This window comes from Nocardia donostiensis (genome assembly GCF_002081715.1).
GTDB lineage: Bacteria > Actinomycetota > Actinomycetes > Mycobacteriales > Mycobacteriaceae > Nocardia > Nocardia donostiensis.
The window spans coordinates 1-15,627 of the sequence record NZ_MUKP01000027.1; the positions used below are offsets into that span (position 1 = coordinate 1).

9 protein-coding genes are annotated in these 15,627 nt (G+C 67.3%); 4 read left to right on the top strand and 5 right to left on the bottom strand.

Features of this window, described 5'->3' with window-relative positions; translation table 11 throughout:
• On the top strand, positions 1-1,154 hold a 1,154-nt coding region (locus tag B0T44_RS17465; RefSeq protein WP_139795329.1), incomplete at its 5' end, for an ATP-binding protein.
• Between the two features lie 457 nt (positions 1,155-1,611).
• On the opposite strand, the gene B0T44_RS17470 is transcribed toward B0T44_RS17465, so the two are convergent.
• Together B0T44_RS17470 and B0T44_RS17475 are read right to left on the bottom strand one after the other, a co-directional pair.
• Positions 1,612-3,537, bottom strand: a complete 1,926-nt coding sequence (locus B0T44_RS17470; protein ID WP_077119715.1) for a serine/threonine-protein kinase — start codon at positions 3,535-3,537, stop codon at positions 1,612-1,614.
• A 215-nt stretch (positions 3,538-3,752) separates the two neighbouring features.
• Positions 3,753-5,189, bottom strand: coding sequence for a sodium/glutamate symporter (locus B0T44_RS17475; RefSeq protein ID WP_077119716.1), 1,437 nt, complete (start codon positions 5,187-5,189; stop codon positions 3,753-3,755).
• A gap of 214 nt (positions 5,190-5,403) precedes the next feature.
• Here B0T44_RS17475 and B0T44_RS17480 point away from each other — a divergent pair, with 214 nt between their 5' ends.
• The gene (locus B0T44_RS17480; RefSeq protein ID WP_077119718.1) at positions 5,404-5,754 is read left to right on the top strand and encodes a hypothetical protein; all 351 of its coding nucleotides are present in this window, start codon (positions 5,404-5,406) and stop codon (positions 5,752-5,754) included.
• A gap of 13 nt (positions 5,755-5,767) precedes the next feature.
• Here B0T44_RS17480 and B0T44_RS17485 read toward each other — a convergent pair whose 3' ends face one another.
• The 3 genes from B0T44_RS17485 to B0T44_RS17495 form a co-directional block, all read right to left on the bottom strand.
• A complete protein-coding gene (locus B0T44_RS17485) occupies positions 5,768-6,877 on the bottom strand; it encodes a YVTN family beta-propeller repeat protein (RefSeq protein ID WP_245839336.1) in 1,110 nt (369 codons plus the stop codon).
• A 178-nt stretch (positions 6,878-7,055) separates the two neighbouring features.
• Positions 7,056-8,408 carry an L-lysine 6-transaminase gene (gene lat, locus B0T44_RS17490; protein ID WP_081512250.1) on the bottom strand — a complete coding sequence of 451 codons (1,353 nt, stop codon included), beginning with the start codon at positions 8,406-8,408 and terminating at the stop codon, positions 7,056-7,058.
• A 64-nt stretch (positions 8,409-8,472) separates the two neighbouring features.
• The gene (locus tag B0T44_RS17495) at positions 8,473-8,925 is read right to left on the bottom strand and encodes an Lrp/AsnC family transcriptional regulator (RefSeq protein WP_077119722.1); all 453 of its coding nucleotides are present in this window, start codon (positions 8,923-8,925) and stop codon (positions 8,473-8,475) included.
• A 103-nt stretch (positions 8,926-9,028) separates the two neighbouring features.
• Here B0T44_RS17495 and amaB point away from each other — a divergent pair, with 103 nt between their 5' ends.
• Together amaB and B0T44_RS17505 are read left to right on the top strand one after the other, a co-directional pair.
• Positions 9,029-10,558: an L-piperidine-6-carboxylate dehydrogenase gene (gene amaB / locus B0T44_RS17500; RefSeq protein WP_077119724.1), complete on the top strand. Its 1,530-nt coding sequence runs from the start codon at positions 9,029-9,031 to the stop codon at positions 10,556-10,558.
• A gap of 342 nt (positions 10,559-10,900) precedes the next feature.
• Positions 10,901-15,499 (top strand): ATP-dependent helicase, encoded by a 4,599-nt coding sequence (locus tag B0T44_RS17505; protein WP_139347936.1) that lies wholly within the window; start codon positions 10,901-10,903, stop codon positions 15,497-15,499.
• Positions 15,500-15,627 lie beyond the last annotated feature (128 nt).

A 15,627-nucleotide genomic window follows, 5' to 3' on the forward strand; every position in this document is an offset into this window, starting at 1 on the left:
ACGTCGAGGCGCAGGTCATCGCCGACAAGCACGGCAATGTCGTGGTCGCAGGCACCCGTGACTGCTCGCTGCAGCGCCGCTTCCAGAAGCTGGTGGAGGAAGCACCCGCACCGTTCCTCACCGACGAGCAGCGGGCCAAGATCCACGCCTCGGCCAAGGCCATCTGCCGTGAAGCGGGCTACTACGGTGCAGGCACGGTCGAATACCTGGTCCAGGGCGATACCGTGTCGTTCCTCGAGGTGAACACCCGGCTGCAGGTCGAGCATCCGGTCACCGAGGAAACCGCGGGCATCGACCTGGTGCGCCAGCAGTTCCGCATCGCCAACGGCGAGGAGCTGGAGATCAAGGAGGATCCGACGCCGCGCGGGCACTCGTTCGAGTTCCGCATCAACGGCGAGGACGCGGGTCGCAACTTCTTGCCCGCCCCCGGCCCGGTGACCGTCTACAAGGAGCCGACCGGCCCCGGTGTGCGTGTCGACTCCGGTGTGGTGCAGGGCAGCGTGATCGGCGGCCAGTTCGACTCGATGCTGGCCAAGCTGATCGTCACCGGCGAGAACCGCACCCAGGCGCTGGAGCGTGCCCGGCGCGCGCTCGCCGAGTTCGAAGTGGCGGGCTTGGCCACCGTTCTCCCGTTCCACCGGGCGATCGTCGAGGACCCGGCGTTCATCGGCGACGGCCAGAAGTTCGATGTCTACACCAAGTGGATCGAAACCGAGTGGAAGAACACCATCGAGCCCTACACCGGTGAGGCACCTGCGGCCGACGACGAGGAGCAGCCGCGCCAGAAGGTTGTCGTCGAGGTCGGCGGCCGCCGGGTCGAGGTGTCGCTGCCCGGCCAGTTCACCATGGGCGGCGGCAGCGCCAACGGTTCCGCTGTGGGTGTGGTCCGCAAGAAGCCGAAGCCGCGTAAGCGTGGCGGTGCGGGCGGCGGGGCCGCCTCCGGTGACGCGATCACCGCACCCATGCAGGGCACCGTCGTCAAGGTGGCGGTCGAGGAGGGGCAGACCGTCGAGGCGGGCGACCTGATTCTGGTGCTAGAGGCGATGAAGATGGAGAACCCGGTCAATGCGCACAAGGCGGGTGTGGTCACCGGCCTGAATGTCGCGGCGGGCTCGGCCATCACCCAGGGAACGGTTCTCGCCGAGATCAAATAATCGCGGCGAACCAGCGGAGGCCTGTGATCCGACACTAGGTGAATCCGGTCGGTAACAGGTGAATACCGGCTCGCGGGCGGGCGCAGGACACGGTATCTGCGCCCGCCCTGTCGTGTCTGGTCAGGGCGATCAGCTCTACCCTGTGGTTGCGCGGTCGTCTGCGATCGCGTCGTATCCGACGGCCATCGACCGACGCTCGTCATCGAGGGCGGCAGCGCTCACGGCAGGTATCCCAGCGGATGGTGCACCGCCTGGAAGAGCTGAGGTGGACGCCCTTTTCACCGATTCCCACAGGCATGCGGGCACGCGTGACACGATAGCCGACGGTACAGCCGAGCCAACGGCGATGAGCACCACGCTGTCCCGCGTTCGCCTATCCGCGTCCGGTGGCTGTCCGCCTCAGGAGCACCGACGGCAGCGGCAATACGGGGCAACGGAACGCGTGGTGCGGTGACAGTTAGCGCAGCGGCGCCCGGGTGCCCTGTGACAGCGGAAAGTCGCGGACGGTGAGGTGGGCGGGAACCGAATCGACTGGCACACCGAAGACCAGGTGAGTGGCGGTGGATTCACCGGGCTGCAGGGTTGTCGGCGCGGCGGCAGTGGCAGCGCGCTGGGCGGTGGCGGTGACGTCGGGGTCGTAGCGGCGGCCTGCTGTGTCGTAGAGCTGCTGCCCCAGCGGCAGATAGGTTTTCGGCTCCGCGGAGATATTGCGGACAGTCATACCGATCACGGTGAACGCGCCCTCGGCCCGTTCCACCCCGACCATAGCGATCCCGGTTTCCACCTTCGTCACCACGAATTCCAGCTTCCCGTCCCGCACCGGATCGCCGAGACCCGGCTGCGCCACCCCCGGGTCGCCCGCCCGGAACTCCACCTTCGCATCGTCGGAATTCGCCGCGAGCACCGCGAAACATCCCGCACCGAAAACGCACGGCGCCAGCAAGATCACGAGCAGTGCACCGAATACTTTGCCCGCCGTCTTCTTCCTGCGCCGGGGTGGCACCGCCACCGGAACCCGGCGCGGTCGCCTCCCGGAGAACACCACGCGCCGCTGCCCCGGTCCAGCCGGGTACGGCCCAGGCGCGCCGTAGCCTCCAGGAAAACGGTAAGCGACTCCCCGCGCCCCAGGCAGCCGCCCCAGCCATCTCTGCGGACCGTAAGGTCCCGGGCCCCCCGGCGCGACCTGCGCACCGCTCTGCGGCACCGGCAGACGCGGCGCTGCGGAATCCGGCAGCTCCCGCCCTGACCGCCCCTCGCCGGCTCCCGCCAGCGGTAACCCGGTCTCGACACGGGTATACGCGGCCGTGCGCGCGTAGCCAGGCCCGGGAAGGTGCCTGGTGGATGGCAGAACGCTGTGCCCAACACTGGTAGAACGGACTTCCCCGCCGTCGGACGGACGATCAGCCGATTGCCCAGACCCAGGTTCGGGAAAGCGCTTGGTCGGCGGCAGGACACCGTGACCAGCACCAATCGAGCGGGCTTCCCCGATATCAGACGGGCGATCGTCCAGTTGTGCAGAGCCTGGCCCAGGAAGGCGCTGGGTAAGGGGGCTGCTCGCAGTGTCCGACATGTTGCCCGCCTGCGCTGCCCGGGCAGCATGCGCAAATTCTCCCGCGGTGGCGTAACGCTCGTCCGGATCTTTGGCCAGCGCGCGGGCGATGACTGCGTCCAGCGCCGGGGCGACCTCCGGAGCGGCTCGGTGCACGCTGGGTGGATCGGTGGTGAGATGGGCGTGCATCTGCTGGGCGGGGTCGGTGTCGCCGAAGGGGCGGGCGCCGGTCAGGCATTCGTAGAGGACGCAGCCCAGCGAGTAGACGTCGGAGCGGGCATCAGCGCGGCCGGTGAACCGTTCCGGAGCCATATACGCCCAGGTGCCGATGGCCAGGCCTGCCGTAGTGACCGCGGTGGCGTCGGAACCGTAGGCGATACCGAAATCGATCAGATAGGCGAACCCGTCGGGCCGGACCACGATATTGGACGGTTTGACATCCCGGTGGACGAGCCCGGCTCGATGCGCCGCGTCGAGCGCCGCGGCGGTCTGGGCGACGATATCCACGGCCTGCGCCGGTGGCAGCGGGCCGTCGCGGCGAAGCAGTCGCGCCAGATCGAGGCCCTCGATGAATTCCATCTCGATGAACAGGCGGCCATCGATGTCCCCGTGGGTGTGGATGGGCACGATATGCGGGTCGCGCAGCCGCGCGGCCAGTTCGGCTTCCCGCCCGAAACGTTTGCGGTACGTCTGGTCTCCGGCGAGTTCGATGGGCAGCAACTTCAGCACCACCCGGCGTGCGGTCGCGGTGTCGAACGCCAGCCAGACCTCGCCCATCCCGCCCTTACCGAGCAGGCGATCGAGCCGGTACCGACCCAGACGGGTCTGCCCCATAACGGGCCCCTTCCCAGTCGCCATTGACGGTCCGCGGTTACTGATCGGCTCGAAATACCAGCTCAGAGCACGAAACAGAATGCGCCGACTTGCCTTTCGACCTTAGTCCGCCCACCTGTGGTCGTGCAGTGTGACCTCCCCTACCGAACGCCGAGCGGCGCAGCACATGGCGACCATGGGTCGCTCGACTGTGCTGCGCCGCTCGGACCAGGCGGTCAGGAGACCTTGACGGCAGACGCTCGGTCAGGCGCTTTTTGTCGACCGAAGTAGAGCAGGCCCGCCGCGAGCATGCCCACGAACAATGCCAGCATGCCCGCGAACAACCAGCCGACACCGAAGTTCACGATGATCGGTATCGCGCCCGCAGTAACCAGGCCGCCGCCGAAGAACGGCTCCAGGATCAGCTGCTTGTAACCGAATGCCTGGTAGGCCGGGGTCTTCAGGTCGGGGTCGACGACCCGCAGGAGGATCAGCCCGGTGGAGGTGACGCCCATGGCCTGGCCGAGATCGGCGATACCGCGCTCGAACCAGAAGTCGGGCAGCATCCGCCGGGCCAGGAACAAGAACGCCCCCAGGGTCCAGACGAGGCCGGTGATCGCCAGCAGCAGGAAGGGCCAGAAGTTTGCCGCGATCGCCTGCAGCGACAGCGTTCCGAGCGCCGCGATCACCAGCACGTCGAGGCTGAAGCCTTGAATCCGCTCGATGAGCTGCACGTCGACGATTTCGTCCTTGTCGAACGCCTGGATCGCGATCTGCACGACGATGCCGCCGATCATCGCGATCGGGAACAGCGGGACATGGGCGAAGAGTTCGAAACTGCTCGCCCACAGCTTGGCTTCGACCCACTGCAGCCCGGACAGGATGAGCCAGCCGATCACCACGGCCACCGCGAGCAGACCGAAATGCAGGGTGAGCGGTTCGATCGAAGACGGATTGACGGTGAGCGTCCCGGCCGAGCGGCGCTGCTCTTTCTCCACCAGACCTGCTTGTTCGGTCACCGATGGCGACGCGTTCACCTTCAACTCTTCGGTGTGGCCTTTGCGCACCCCCCAGTTGATGACCGCGATACCGCAGATGATGCCGGACAGGATGCCGACTGTGGCCAGGCCCAGCGCCAAGTCCTGCCCCTCCGGGAAGTTGAACTCGGTGAAGATGCCTGCCATCCCGGCCGCGGTGCCGTGGCCACCTTCGAAGCCGATTTCGATCAACGTTCCGGCCATCGCAGGCAACCCGAATACCGGGCCGAGGATCAGGATCGCCAGCAGCAGGCCGAAAACGTACTGACCACTGGCCACTGTCATACCGAAGGCGATCTGCGGCCCGGCGACCTTGAACGCCTCTTTGGGTGAGGGCAGTTTGTGCCCCATCAGCAGACCAGCGAATACGAGGGAGATGAGCAGGCCGGGCAGAGCCTTCCACACCTCGAGAATCTCCGGGGTGAACAAGCCTGATTCGGCGAACCGGTCGGTGCCGAGAGCGGAGGCGATGCGCCCGAAGATGTCGGGGCCGATCAGCAACGCCAGCCCGCCGCCGAGGATGGAACTGGGGATGAACAGCTTCTGCGCCAACCGCCATTTCACTCTGATGATCTTGGAAATAAGCATCAGCACGCCGATGAGGAGAAGGGCGAAACCGATCACATCCGGAGACATAGTCACCTACTTTCGTCGTTCGAGTGGCGGCCACTACCCACCTGACGGCCGGCGTGACGAACGACATATATGCCGTTACCTAACGGTACGTTGTGCAACGGCGCACAAAAAAATTGGGGCTTCCCTGTGCCGGGAAGAACGAACGCTACGGTGTGAGCGGCCACCGAAACAAGGCAGGGCCGCCCAGCCCGCTCGACCAGTCAGGGGAGACCGAATGGAACCGATCGAGATCAACGCGGGATCATGGTATCTGCGCGCATTGCGGGCCGACGAACGCGTCGACGACCGACCCGCCCTCGCCGCCTGTGGGATCACCGATCCCTATTACGTGCGGCGACGCAGGGCTGCATGGGACGACGAAACCCGGTTCTCCTGGGCGGTATGCGAGCCGACCACCGCGGAACTGGTCGCCGAAATCTGGGTCGTCCCCACAGGGGACGGCGCTGCCGAAATCACCGGCTGGTCCCGTCCTGGCTACGAGAAAGCACTGACGGAGGGGCTCGCCGCGGTACACCGCTTCACCGCAGGTGCGCTCGGGCTGCGTCCCATCGTCTCCCAGGTGTGAACGTAGGACCGATTCAGCGCATCACGCCGGTGTGCCCGGTGGAGTAGCGACCCGGTTGCGGCCAGATCGTCAAGCCGTGCGGCCCGGCTCCCACCGGGATACGGGCCAGCAGCTTCCATTCGACGATATCGATGGCGTACACCTCGCTGTGGTGGCGTCCCGCGACCCAGAAAGTCCGGCCGTCGGCGGAAATATTGCCCATATCGGGGCTGCCACCGCCCGGTATCCACCATTCACCGACCAGCTTGTCTTCCCTGAAATCCCAGATCGAGATGCTGCCCTCGTGCCGGTTGGTGATGAGCATCTGTGTGGAGTCACGGGTCACATACAGTCCGTGCGCCCCATCGCCGGTGGGGACGAAACCAGTGTTCTCGAAGGTCAGGGCGTCGAAGAGGTAGATGCCACCTGCGGTCATATCGGCGACGTAGAAGGTGCGCCCGTCCGGGGACAGTTTCACGTCCTGCGGTTTACCCGACCGCCCGCCCGGCAGGTCGATCAGCTTCACCTGTTTACGTTCGGCGACGTCGAAGACCAGCATGCGGCCGATGAACTCGCAGCTGGCCAGGGCGAAGCGACCGTCGGCGGTGAAGTCCATATGGTCGACGCCCGCGCAGTCGGGTACCGGCAGCGCGTGCTTCTTCTCCCAGGTGCGCGGGTCGTAGAAGTCCAGCGACTTATCCGCCTCGGCGACGACCAGGGCGTACTTCCCGTCGGGGGTGTAATACATGTTGTAGGGGTCGCGTACCGGGAACGGCGCGCCCGGACGGCCGGTACGCGGGTCGATCGGCATCAGGCTGCCGCCGCCGATCGGCAGATCGTTGGTGACGTACAGGGTCTGCAGGTCATACGACGGCACTACGTGCTGGGGTTCCTCGCCGCCGGAGGAGAAGGTGTCGATCACCTGGAAGGTTTTCGGATCGATAACAGACACCGTGTTGGATTCACTGTTGGGGACGTAGACCAGCTCCCGGTGCTCGGATACGGCCGGGCTGAGCTTCCGGTTCGCCGCGTAGATATCGGTCGGCGACAGCGGCGGCGGCATTCCGGGGAGCAGTGTCGCCAGATGGGGTGGCGGAGCCGCCGACGGGGCAGGCTCCTCCCCGACCGAGCCTGCTTCGCTCACGGAGCATCCGGTGAGGCATACCGCGACGGAGACGACGCATGCGCGTAACAGTGCCGTTCGCCGATTCACGCGCGACCCCGACGGCTGGGTGTGGTGAAGACGGTATGACATGGATGCGAAGCCTAGGTCGCCGCGGCGCTACACACGCCGACCCACGCCGAGCAATACGCAACCGGTATCAATCGAGGTCATCGAGTACGTGATCGAGCGCGTCGACGGCAGCGTCCAATTCGTCGATACCGACGATCAGCGGCGGCCGGAACCGGATACCGCGCTCTCCGGTCCCCAGCGCCAGCACCCGTTCGCGTTCACGCAACCGGGTCAGCACCTCATCACGAGCCAGGGTGTCGGGTAGGGTGACCGCGCACATCAGGCCGCGTCCGCGTGGCTCGGTGATCGCGGGCCGCCTGCGCGCCAGTTCGGCGAGCCGCTCCAGCAGGTGGGCGCCGAGCGGCCGGGATGCCTGGATCAGCCCGTCGCGTTCGATGACTTCCAGGATCCGGCGGGTGCGCACCATATCGGTGAGGTTGCCGCCCCAGGTGGAGTTGAGCCGGGAACTCACAGCGAACACATTGTCGCGGACCTCGTCGACGCGTCCGCCCGCCATCACCCCGCACACCTGGGTCTTCTTGCCGAACGCGACCACATCCGGTTGGAGCCCGAGCTGCTGGTAAGTCCAGGCGGTCCCGGTCATGCCGACGCCGGTCTGCACCTCGTCCAGCACGAACAGCGCGTCGTTGTCGTGGCACAGCTGCTGCATCGCCTGCAGGAACTCGGGGCGCAGATGCCGGTCGCCGCCTTCGCCCTGGATCGGTTCGGCAATGAAACAAGCGATCTCGTGCGGGTTTTCGGCGAAGGCACGAGCAGCCTGGTCGAGGGCGGCGCGTTCGGCGGCAACGATATCGCGGCCGTCGGCCAGGTACGGGGTGTCGATACGCGGCCAGTCGAATATCGGGAAACGCGCGGTTTTCACCGGCTCGGTGTTGGTCAGCGACATGGTGTATCCGGTGCGGCCGTGGAACGCGCCGGTCAAGTGCAGCACCTTGCCGCCCGAACGCGCGGTGCGCCCGTGACTTTCGTTGTGCCTGCTCTTCCAGTCGAAGGCGATCTTGAGCGCGTTTTCCACGGCGAGCGCACCGCCGTCGATGAAGAACAGATGCGGTAACCGCGGATCGCCGAGCACCCGCACGAAGGTGTCGACGAACCGGGCCATTGCGACGGTGTAGATATCGGAGTTGCTCGGTTTGTTGATCGCAGCGGTGGCCAGTTCGGCGCGGAAAGATTCGTCGGCGGCCAGGGCTGGATGGTTCATGCCCAGGGCGCTGGAACCGAAGAAGCCGAACATGTCCAGGTAGGCGGTGCCGTCTCGTTCGTCGATCAACTGGCACCCGCGCGAGTTGCGCAGGTCCAGAACCAGGTCGAAGCCATCGGCGAGGATGCTCGCCGACAAGATCTCGTGCACGCGGGTGGCGGGGATGACCGTGACATCCGGGGCATCGCCCGCGCCGGGACGCTCCAATTCGATGGTCACACCCGAAGGGTACGAAAAAATTTGCGTTTACTCCACCATAAAGCGCAGTAATTTCTGCTAAACGTTACCTGTCATAGAATGTCTGCAGGATGATGGTGCTCCGGGTACGCACATTGGCAGTCGCTCTGATCTCCTGGAGCAACTGCTCGAGGTGTCGCGGCGAGGCCACCCGGACCAGCAGCACGTAACTCTCGTCACCTGCTACCGAGTGGCACGCCTCGATTCCGGGTATGTGCTGCAACAATGCGGGCGCATCATCGGGTTGGGACGGGTCGAGAGGAGTGATCGCCACGAAAGCCGACAGCAATTGCCCCAGCGCCTCGTGGTCCACCTTTGCCGTGTACCCCCGGATCACCCCGCGCGCCTCCAGCCTGCGCACCCGCGACTGCACGGCGGATACCGACAGGCTCGCCTTCTCCGCCAGATTCGACAGCGTGGCTCTCCCATCAGCCATCAGCTCCCGGATCAGCAGGCGATCGATATCGTCGAGTACTGGTCTTGCCGGTGTTTCCGCCATCAGCGAAGGCTAACGCAGCGACCGCGGCTGGTGAATCGCACTTGTAATCGTCCATTCCGCAACCGGAACGCTGTCCGGTACGGACAACAGAGCGGAGTATCGGATGACACGACTGCTCAGCGAACATTCCATCCGGCAGCTGCCCGAGCGCGCCGACGCGCTCTTGCGCGGTATCGGCGCAGCGGCACCGAAACCAGGCACCCTGGTGGCGCGGACACCGATCACCGGCGACCAGCTGGGCACCCTGCGCGCCGACACCGTCGCCGATGCCGATCAGGCAATCGAACGGGCCGCAACCGCTTTCCGCACCTGGCGCAGTGTCCCCGCACCGCAGCGCGCCGCAGTGGTGCGCAGGCTCGCCGAACTGCTGAGCTTGCACCACGCCGAACTTGCCGAACTGGTGACGCTGGAGACGGGCAAGATCGGCGCGGAAGCCGCGGGCGAAGTGCAGGAGATGATCGATATCTGCGAATTCGCCGTCGGGCTTTCCCGGCAGCTCTACGGCCGCACCATGCCCTCGGAACGGCCAGGGCACAGGCTGATGGAGACCTGGCATCCGCTCGGGGTCGTCGGCGTCGTCTCGGCATTCAACTTTCCGGTCGCGGTGTGGTCGTGGAACACCGCCATAGCGTTGGTGTGCGGCAACACCGTGGTCTGGAAACCATCGGAACGCACCCCGCTGACCGCCCTGGCCTGCCACACCCTGCTGCGCCGGGCCGCCCATGAGGTGGGCGCCGACCCGCAGATCCATCAACTGCTGCTCGGCGACGCCGAGGTCGGCGCCAGGCTCGTCGACGACGAACGGGTCGCATTGCTCAGCGCCACCGGGTCGGTGCCGATGGGCCGGGCGGTTGCACCGCGGGTGGCGGCCCGATTCGGGCGCTGCCTGCTGGAACTGGGCGGCAACAACGGCGCGATCGTCACCCCGTCGGCGGATGTGGAACTCGCCGCACGGGCCATCGTCTTCGCCGCCGCAGGCACCGCAGGGCAGCGCTGCACCACATTGCGACGGCTCATCGTGCACGCCGATATCGCGGGGCCGATGCTGTACCAGCTCGAAAAGGCGTATCTGCAGCTGCGCGTCGGCAATCCGCTCGAACGCGATGTCCTGATCGGTCCGCTGCTCGACGGCCACGCCTACGAGCGGATGCGCGCCGCCATCGCCCGCGCCATCGCCGACGGCGGGGAACTGCTCTGCGGCGGTGAACGCGTGGACGGGTTCGGCGACGAAGCGTTCTATGTGCGTCCGGCGATCGTGCGAATGCCTGCGCAGACCGCGATCGTGCGGGAGGAAACCTTCGCGCCGATCCTCTATGTGCTCACCTACCGCGGTTTCGACGCCGCGATCGAACTGCACAATGCGGTACCGCAGGGTCTGTCGTCGGCCGTATTCACCACCGATCAGCGCGAAGCCGAACGCTTCCTCGCCGCCGAAGGCTCCGATTGCGGTATCGCCAACGTCAATATCGGCACCTCCGGCGCGGAGATCGGCGGCGCGTTCGGCGGGGAGAAGCACACCGGCGGCGGCCGCGAATCCGGCTCCGACGCGTGGAAGGCCTATATGCGCCGCGCCACCAACACGATCAACTACTCCGACGAGCTGCCGCTGGCTCAAGGCATCCGGTTCGGATAAGTGCCGGTGAGGTGAGCACACCCGACCCGCGCAGAAAACCACCCGGCAAACGCAGTACGACCTGCCCCGGAGAACAGCCTGCCGGCGGGGAGCGCTCCCCTACGCAAGGGCCGACCAGGTCGAGTTCGAGCACGTCGGACATGTGCGGCTCAGGGGGCCGATATCCGTAGGAGGTGATCCCGCCTGCCGACGATTCGGTCAGCCCGGTCTGCTCAGCCTTCGACCCGGGCCGGGGTTGTCAGCAGCCCGCCGGGCCGTCATGGATAGTGCCATATCACCGCGTGTGGACGCCGAAGACAACGGATGCGTGGGTCTGTCGGTGGACAAGTGCACACTGAGGGCATGGCCCAGTTCTCCACCGCCACCCGGGAATGGTTCGACGGTGCTTTCACTGCGCCGACAGCAGCCCAGGAGGGGGCGTGGCGGGCGATCGCGGCAGGCGAACACACGCTGGTTGTCGCACCAACCGGGTCGGGTAAGACGCTGTCGGCGTTCCTGTGGGCGATCGATGAGCTCGCCACCGGGAACCGGCCGGACAACGGCGGGACCTCGGTGCTCTATATCTCCCCGCTCAAGGCGCTGGCGGTGGATGTGGAGCGCAATCTGCGGGCACCGCTGGTCGGGGTGCGACACACGGCGAAACGGCTCGGCCTGCAGCCGCCGGAGATCACCGTCGGCGTGCGGTCCGGCGATACCAGCGCGAACGAGCGCCGCGCCATGCAGCGCACCCCGCCGGACATCCTGATCACCACCCCGGAATCGCTGTTCCTGATGCTCACCTCGGCCGCGCGGGAAACGCTGCGCGGGGTGCGGACGGTGATCGTCGACGAGGTGCACGCCATCGCGGGCTCCAAACGGGGCGCGCACCTGGCGCTGTCGCTGGCCCGGCTCGATCAGCTCACCGCGCGGCAGGCTCAGCGCATCGGCCTGTCGGCCACCGTCCGGCCGCCGGAAGAGGTGGGGCGGTTCCTGGTCGGCGACGCCCCGATCACCATTGTCTCGCCACCCGCGCCGAAAACTTTCGACCTGTCGGTGCGGGTGCCGGTCGCCGATATGACCGAAACGGGCGACTCGGATCAGCCGGGCTCGATCTGGCCGCATGTCGACGAGGCCATCGTCGAGCTGGTCCTGGCGCATCGCTCCTCCATCGTGTTCGCCAATTCGCGCCGCCTCGCCGAACGGCTCACCGCCCGGCTCAACGAAACCTACGCCGAACGCCACGGCGCCCCGATAGATACCGAACACGCTCCGCCTGCCCAGCTCGGCCCGTCCACCGAGGTCGCCCACGGTGCCGACCCGCTGCTGGCTCGCGCCCATCATGGTTCGGTCAGCAAGGAGCAGCGCGCCCTCATCGAGGATGATCTGAAAAGTGGGCGGCTGCGCTGCGTGGTCGCTACCAGCAGCCTCGAGCTCGGTATCGATATGGGTGCGGTGGATCTGGTGGTGCAGGTGGCGGCGCCACCGTCGGTGGCCAGCGGGTTGCAGCGGATCGGGCGCGCGGGACATCAGGTGGGTGAGATATCGCGCGGGGTGCTGTTCCCGAAGCACCGCGCCGACGTCATCGGTTGCGCGGTGGCGGTACAGCGCATGCGCACCGGCCAGATCGAGGCGATCCGCATTCCCGTCCATCCGCTGGACATTCTGGCGCAGCAGACCGTCGCCGCCTGCGCCCTAGACACCCTCGACGTGGACGCCTGGTTCGACACAGTACGCGCCACCGGCAGCTATGCGGCGCTGCCGCGCTCGTCCTATGAATCCGTGCTCGACCTGCTTTCCGGGCGATACCCGTCCGACGAGTTCGCCGAACTGCGGCCGCGGCTGGTCTGGGATCGCGACGCGGGCACCCTCACCGGCAGACCTGGAGCGCAGCGGCTCGCGGTCACCTCCGGCGGCGCGATCCCCGACCGCGGCATGTTCGCGGTGTACATGATGGGTGAAAAAGCCTCCCGAGTCGGCGAACTCGACGAGGAGATGGTCTACGAGTCCCGCGTCGGCGATGTGTTCGCGCTCGGGGCGACCAGCTGGCGGATCGAGGAGATCACCTACGATCGAGTGCTGGTCACTCCCGCGTTCGGGCAGCCGGGACGGTTACCGTTCTGGCACGGCGACGGGCTCGGCAGGCCCGCGGAGCTGGGCGCGGCACTGGGCGAGTTCATCCGCCGGGCAGGCCAGGAAGCCGCTCGCGCCGACAGCGACGGCGAGGTGTTCGCGAAGCTCACCGGCGCGGCGGGTCTCGACGACAACGCCGTCACCAACCTCACCGCGCTACTCGACGAACAGCGCACCGCGACCGGCAGGCTACCCACCGACCGCACACTGCTCGTGGAACGTTTCCGCGACGAACTGGGCGACTGGCGGCTGGTACTGCACTCACCGTACGGGATGCCGGTGCACGCCGCGTGGGCGCTGGCCGTCGGCGCCCGGCTACGCGAGCGCTTCGAGATCGACGCGGTGGCCAACGCCTCCGACGACGGGATCGTGGTCCGGCTGCCCGACACCACCGACGATCCACCCGGTGCGGAACTGTTCGTCTTCGCACCGGACGAAATCGACGATCTGGTCACCGAGCAGGTCGGCGGATCGGCACTGTTTGCGTCCCGGTTCCGCGAATGCGCCGCGCGGGCACTGCTGCTGCCGCGCCGCGACCCGGGCCGCCGCGCCCCGCTGTGGCAGCAGCGGCAGCGGTCGGCGCAGTTGCTGGATGTGGCGCGCAAGTTCCCCGATTTCCCGATCCTGCTGGAGACGGTGCGCGAATGCCTGCGCGATGTCTACGATCTGCCCGCGCTGCGGGAGCTGCTGGAGCGGGTGGCGCGCAGGCAGGTGCGGGTGGTGGAAGTGGAGACGGCCACCCCGTCCCCGTTCGCGAACGCTTTGCTGTTCGACTACATCGGCCAGTTCATGTACGACGGGGACAGTCCGCTGGCCGAACGGCGGGCGGCGGCGCTATCGCTGGATTCTGGGCTGCTCGCCGAACTACTCGGCCGGGTCGAACTGCGGGAACTGCTCGATGCGCAGATCATCGAGCAGACCGAACACGAATTGCAGCGGCTGACCCCGCAGCGGCACGCCCGCGACGCCGAGGGCCTCGCCGATCTGCTGCGCCTACTCGGCCCACTGACTGCCGCCGAAGCCGCGCAACGCTGCCGTGACGATCCGTCGGAATGGTTCGCCGAGCTGCGGCAGGCGCAGCGCGCGCTGGAAGTCTCGTACGCGGGACGCAGCTGGTGGGTGGCTATCGAGGATGCCTCCCGCTTGCGCGACGCGCTCGGGGTGCCGCTGCCGATGGGGGTTCCGGCGGCATTCATCGAACCGGTTGCCGACCCGCTCGGCGACCTCGTCGGCCGGTACGCGCGCACGCATGGCCCGTTCGGCACGTCTGCCGTGGCGCAGCGATTCGGTCTCGGCACCGCCGTGGCCGCGGACGCCCTGCATCGGCTGGCCTCGGAAAAGCGAGTCGTACAGGGCGAATTCACACCGGCGGCGGCCGGGTCCGAATGGTGTGACACCCAGGTGCTGCGTAGGCTGCGCCAGCGCAGCCTGGCCGCGGCCCGGCATGAGGTCGAACCGGTATCGGTGGCCGCGTTCGGGCGTTTCCTACCGGATTGGCAGCACATCGGCAGTGGCGAACTGCGGGGTATCGATGGCGTCGCCGCCGTAGTGGAACAGCTGGCCGGAGTTCCGATCCCGGCGTCGGCCTGGGAGTCGCTGGTCCTGCCCGTGCGAGTCGCGGACTACTCCCCTGCCATGCTCGACGAGCTGATGGCCACCGGCGAGGTGCGCTGGTCCGGCCACGGCGCTATCAACGCCAAAGACGGCTGGATCGCCCTGCACCTCGCCGACCAGTCCCCCACCACGCTCCCGCCCTCTGACGACATCGAACTCACCGAAACTCATTTGCGACTGCTCACCGCGCTCGGCGCCGTGATACCGCAATGGGCTTCCACGCCCGATGCCCCCGTGGCCGCCGTAGCGCCGGAAGTGGAGCAGGTGCAGCTGCCCTCGGTGCTGCACGGGGGTGGCGCGTACTTCTTCCGTCAACTCGCAGATGCCACAGGCATTTTGGACGATGCGCGGGTGGCGGCGGCACTGTGGGATCTGGTGTGGGCTGGTTCCGTTTCGGGCGATACTTTCGCACCGGTGCGGGCGCGGCTGTCGGGGACGACGCGGACGCCGACGGCGCATCGCACACCGCGCCGCGCCCCGCGGGGTCGCGCCTATCTGCCGCGGCCGTCCATGCCGACCAGATCCGGGCCGCCGACGGTAGCCGGACGCTGGTCCCTGCTACCGGAGCGGCTGACCGACAATACGATCCGCGCTCACGCCACGGCCGATCTGCTGCTGGAACGCTATGGGGTGCTGACCAGGGGGTCGGTGCAGAGCGAGGGCGTTGTGGGCGGGTTCGCGCTGATGTACCGGGTCTTGAGCGAATTCGAGGACCGTGGGCGCTGCCGCCGCGGCTATTTCGTGGACTCGCTCGGTGGCGCGCAGTTCTCCACCACCGAGGTGGTCGATCGGCTACGTTCCTTCGAGGGCGACCGGGTTCGCGATGAAGACACCGCCCAGGCGGGTAGCGCGCTCGCGCTGGCGGCCTGCGACCCCGCCAACCCGTACGGTGCGGCGCTGCCCTGGCCGAAAACCAGCGGCGGCTCCGGGCACCGTCCCGGCCGCAAGGCAGGTGCGCTAGTGGTGCTGGTCGCCGGTGAGCTGGTGCTGTACCTGGAGCGCGGCGGTAAAACCCTGCTCACCTTCACCGAAGACGACACTGCCCGCCGCGCCGCCGCCGATGCTCTGGCCGCGCTGGTGCACACCCGCCGCGTCGATTCACTGGTCATCGACCGGATCGACGGAGACACGGTGCACGGCAACACCTTCGCCTCTTTCCTGTCCGACTCCGGTTTCTCCGCCACACCGCGCGGCTTGCGGTTGCGAGGTCGGCCTTGAGCATCGCAGGCCCTCGAGCGAACGCGTCCGCTGTACCGCGACCGCATGGAAAGCGCCGCCCGGCTCCGAGACGCAACGCCGGGCAGTCCCGAGTAGGCGCGGCCAGGTTCTGCTACGTCGCACAAGCC

Excerpts from the sequence above, each read along its gene's own strand:
- amaB (WP_077119724.1), top strand. The coding sequence starts at position 9,029 with ATGACACGACTGCTCAGCGAACATTCCATCCGGCAGCTGCCCGAGCGC.
- B0T44_RS17475 (WP_077119716.1), bottom strand. The coding sequence starts at position 5,189 with ATGTCTCCGGATGTGATCGGTTTCGCCCTTCTCCTCATCGGCGTGCTG.
- B0T44_RS17505 (WP_139347936.1), top strand. The coding sequence starts at position 10,901 with ATGGCCCAGTTCTCCACCGCCACCCGGGAATGGTTCGACGGTGCTTTC.
- B0T44_RS17480 (WP_077119718.1), top strand. The coding sequence starts at position 5,404 with ATGGAACCGATCGAGATCAACGCGGGATCATGGTATCTGCGCGCATTG.
- B0T44_RS17470 (WP_077119715.1), bottom strand. The coding sequence starts at position 3,537 with ATGGGGCAGACCCGTCTGGGTCGGTACCGGCTCGATCGCCTGCTCGGT.
- B0T44_RS17495 (WP_077119722.1), bottom strand. The coding sequence starts at position 8,925 with ATGGCGGAAACACCGGCAAGACCAGTACTCGACGATATCGATCGCCTG.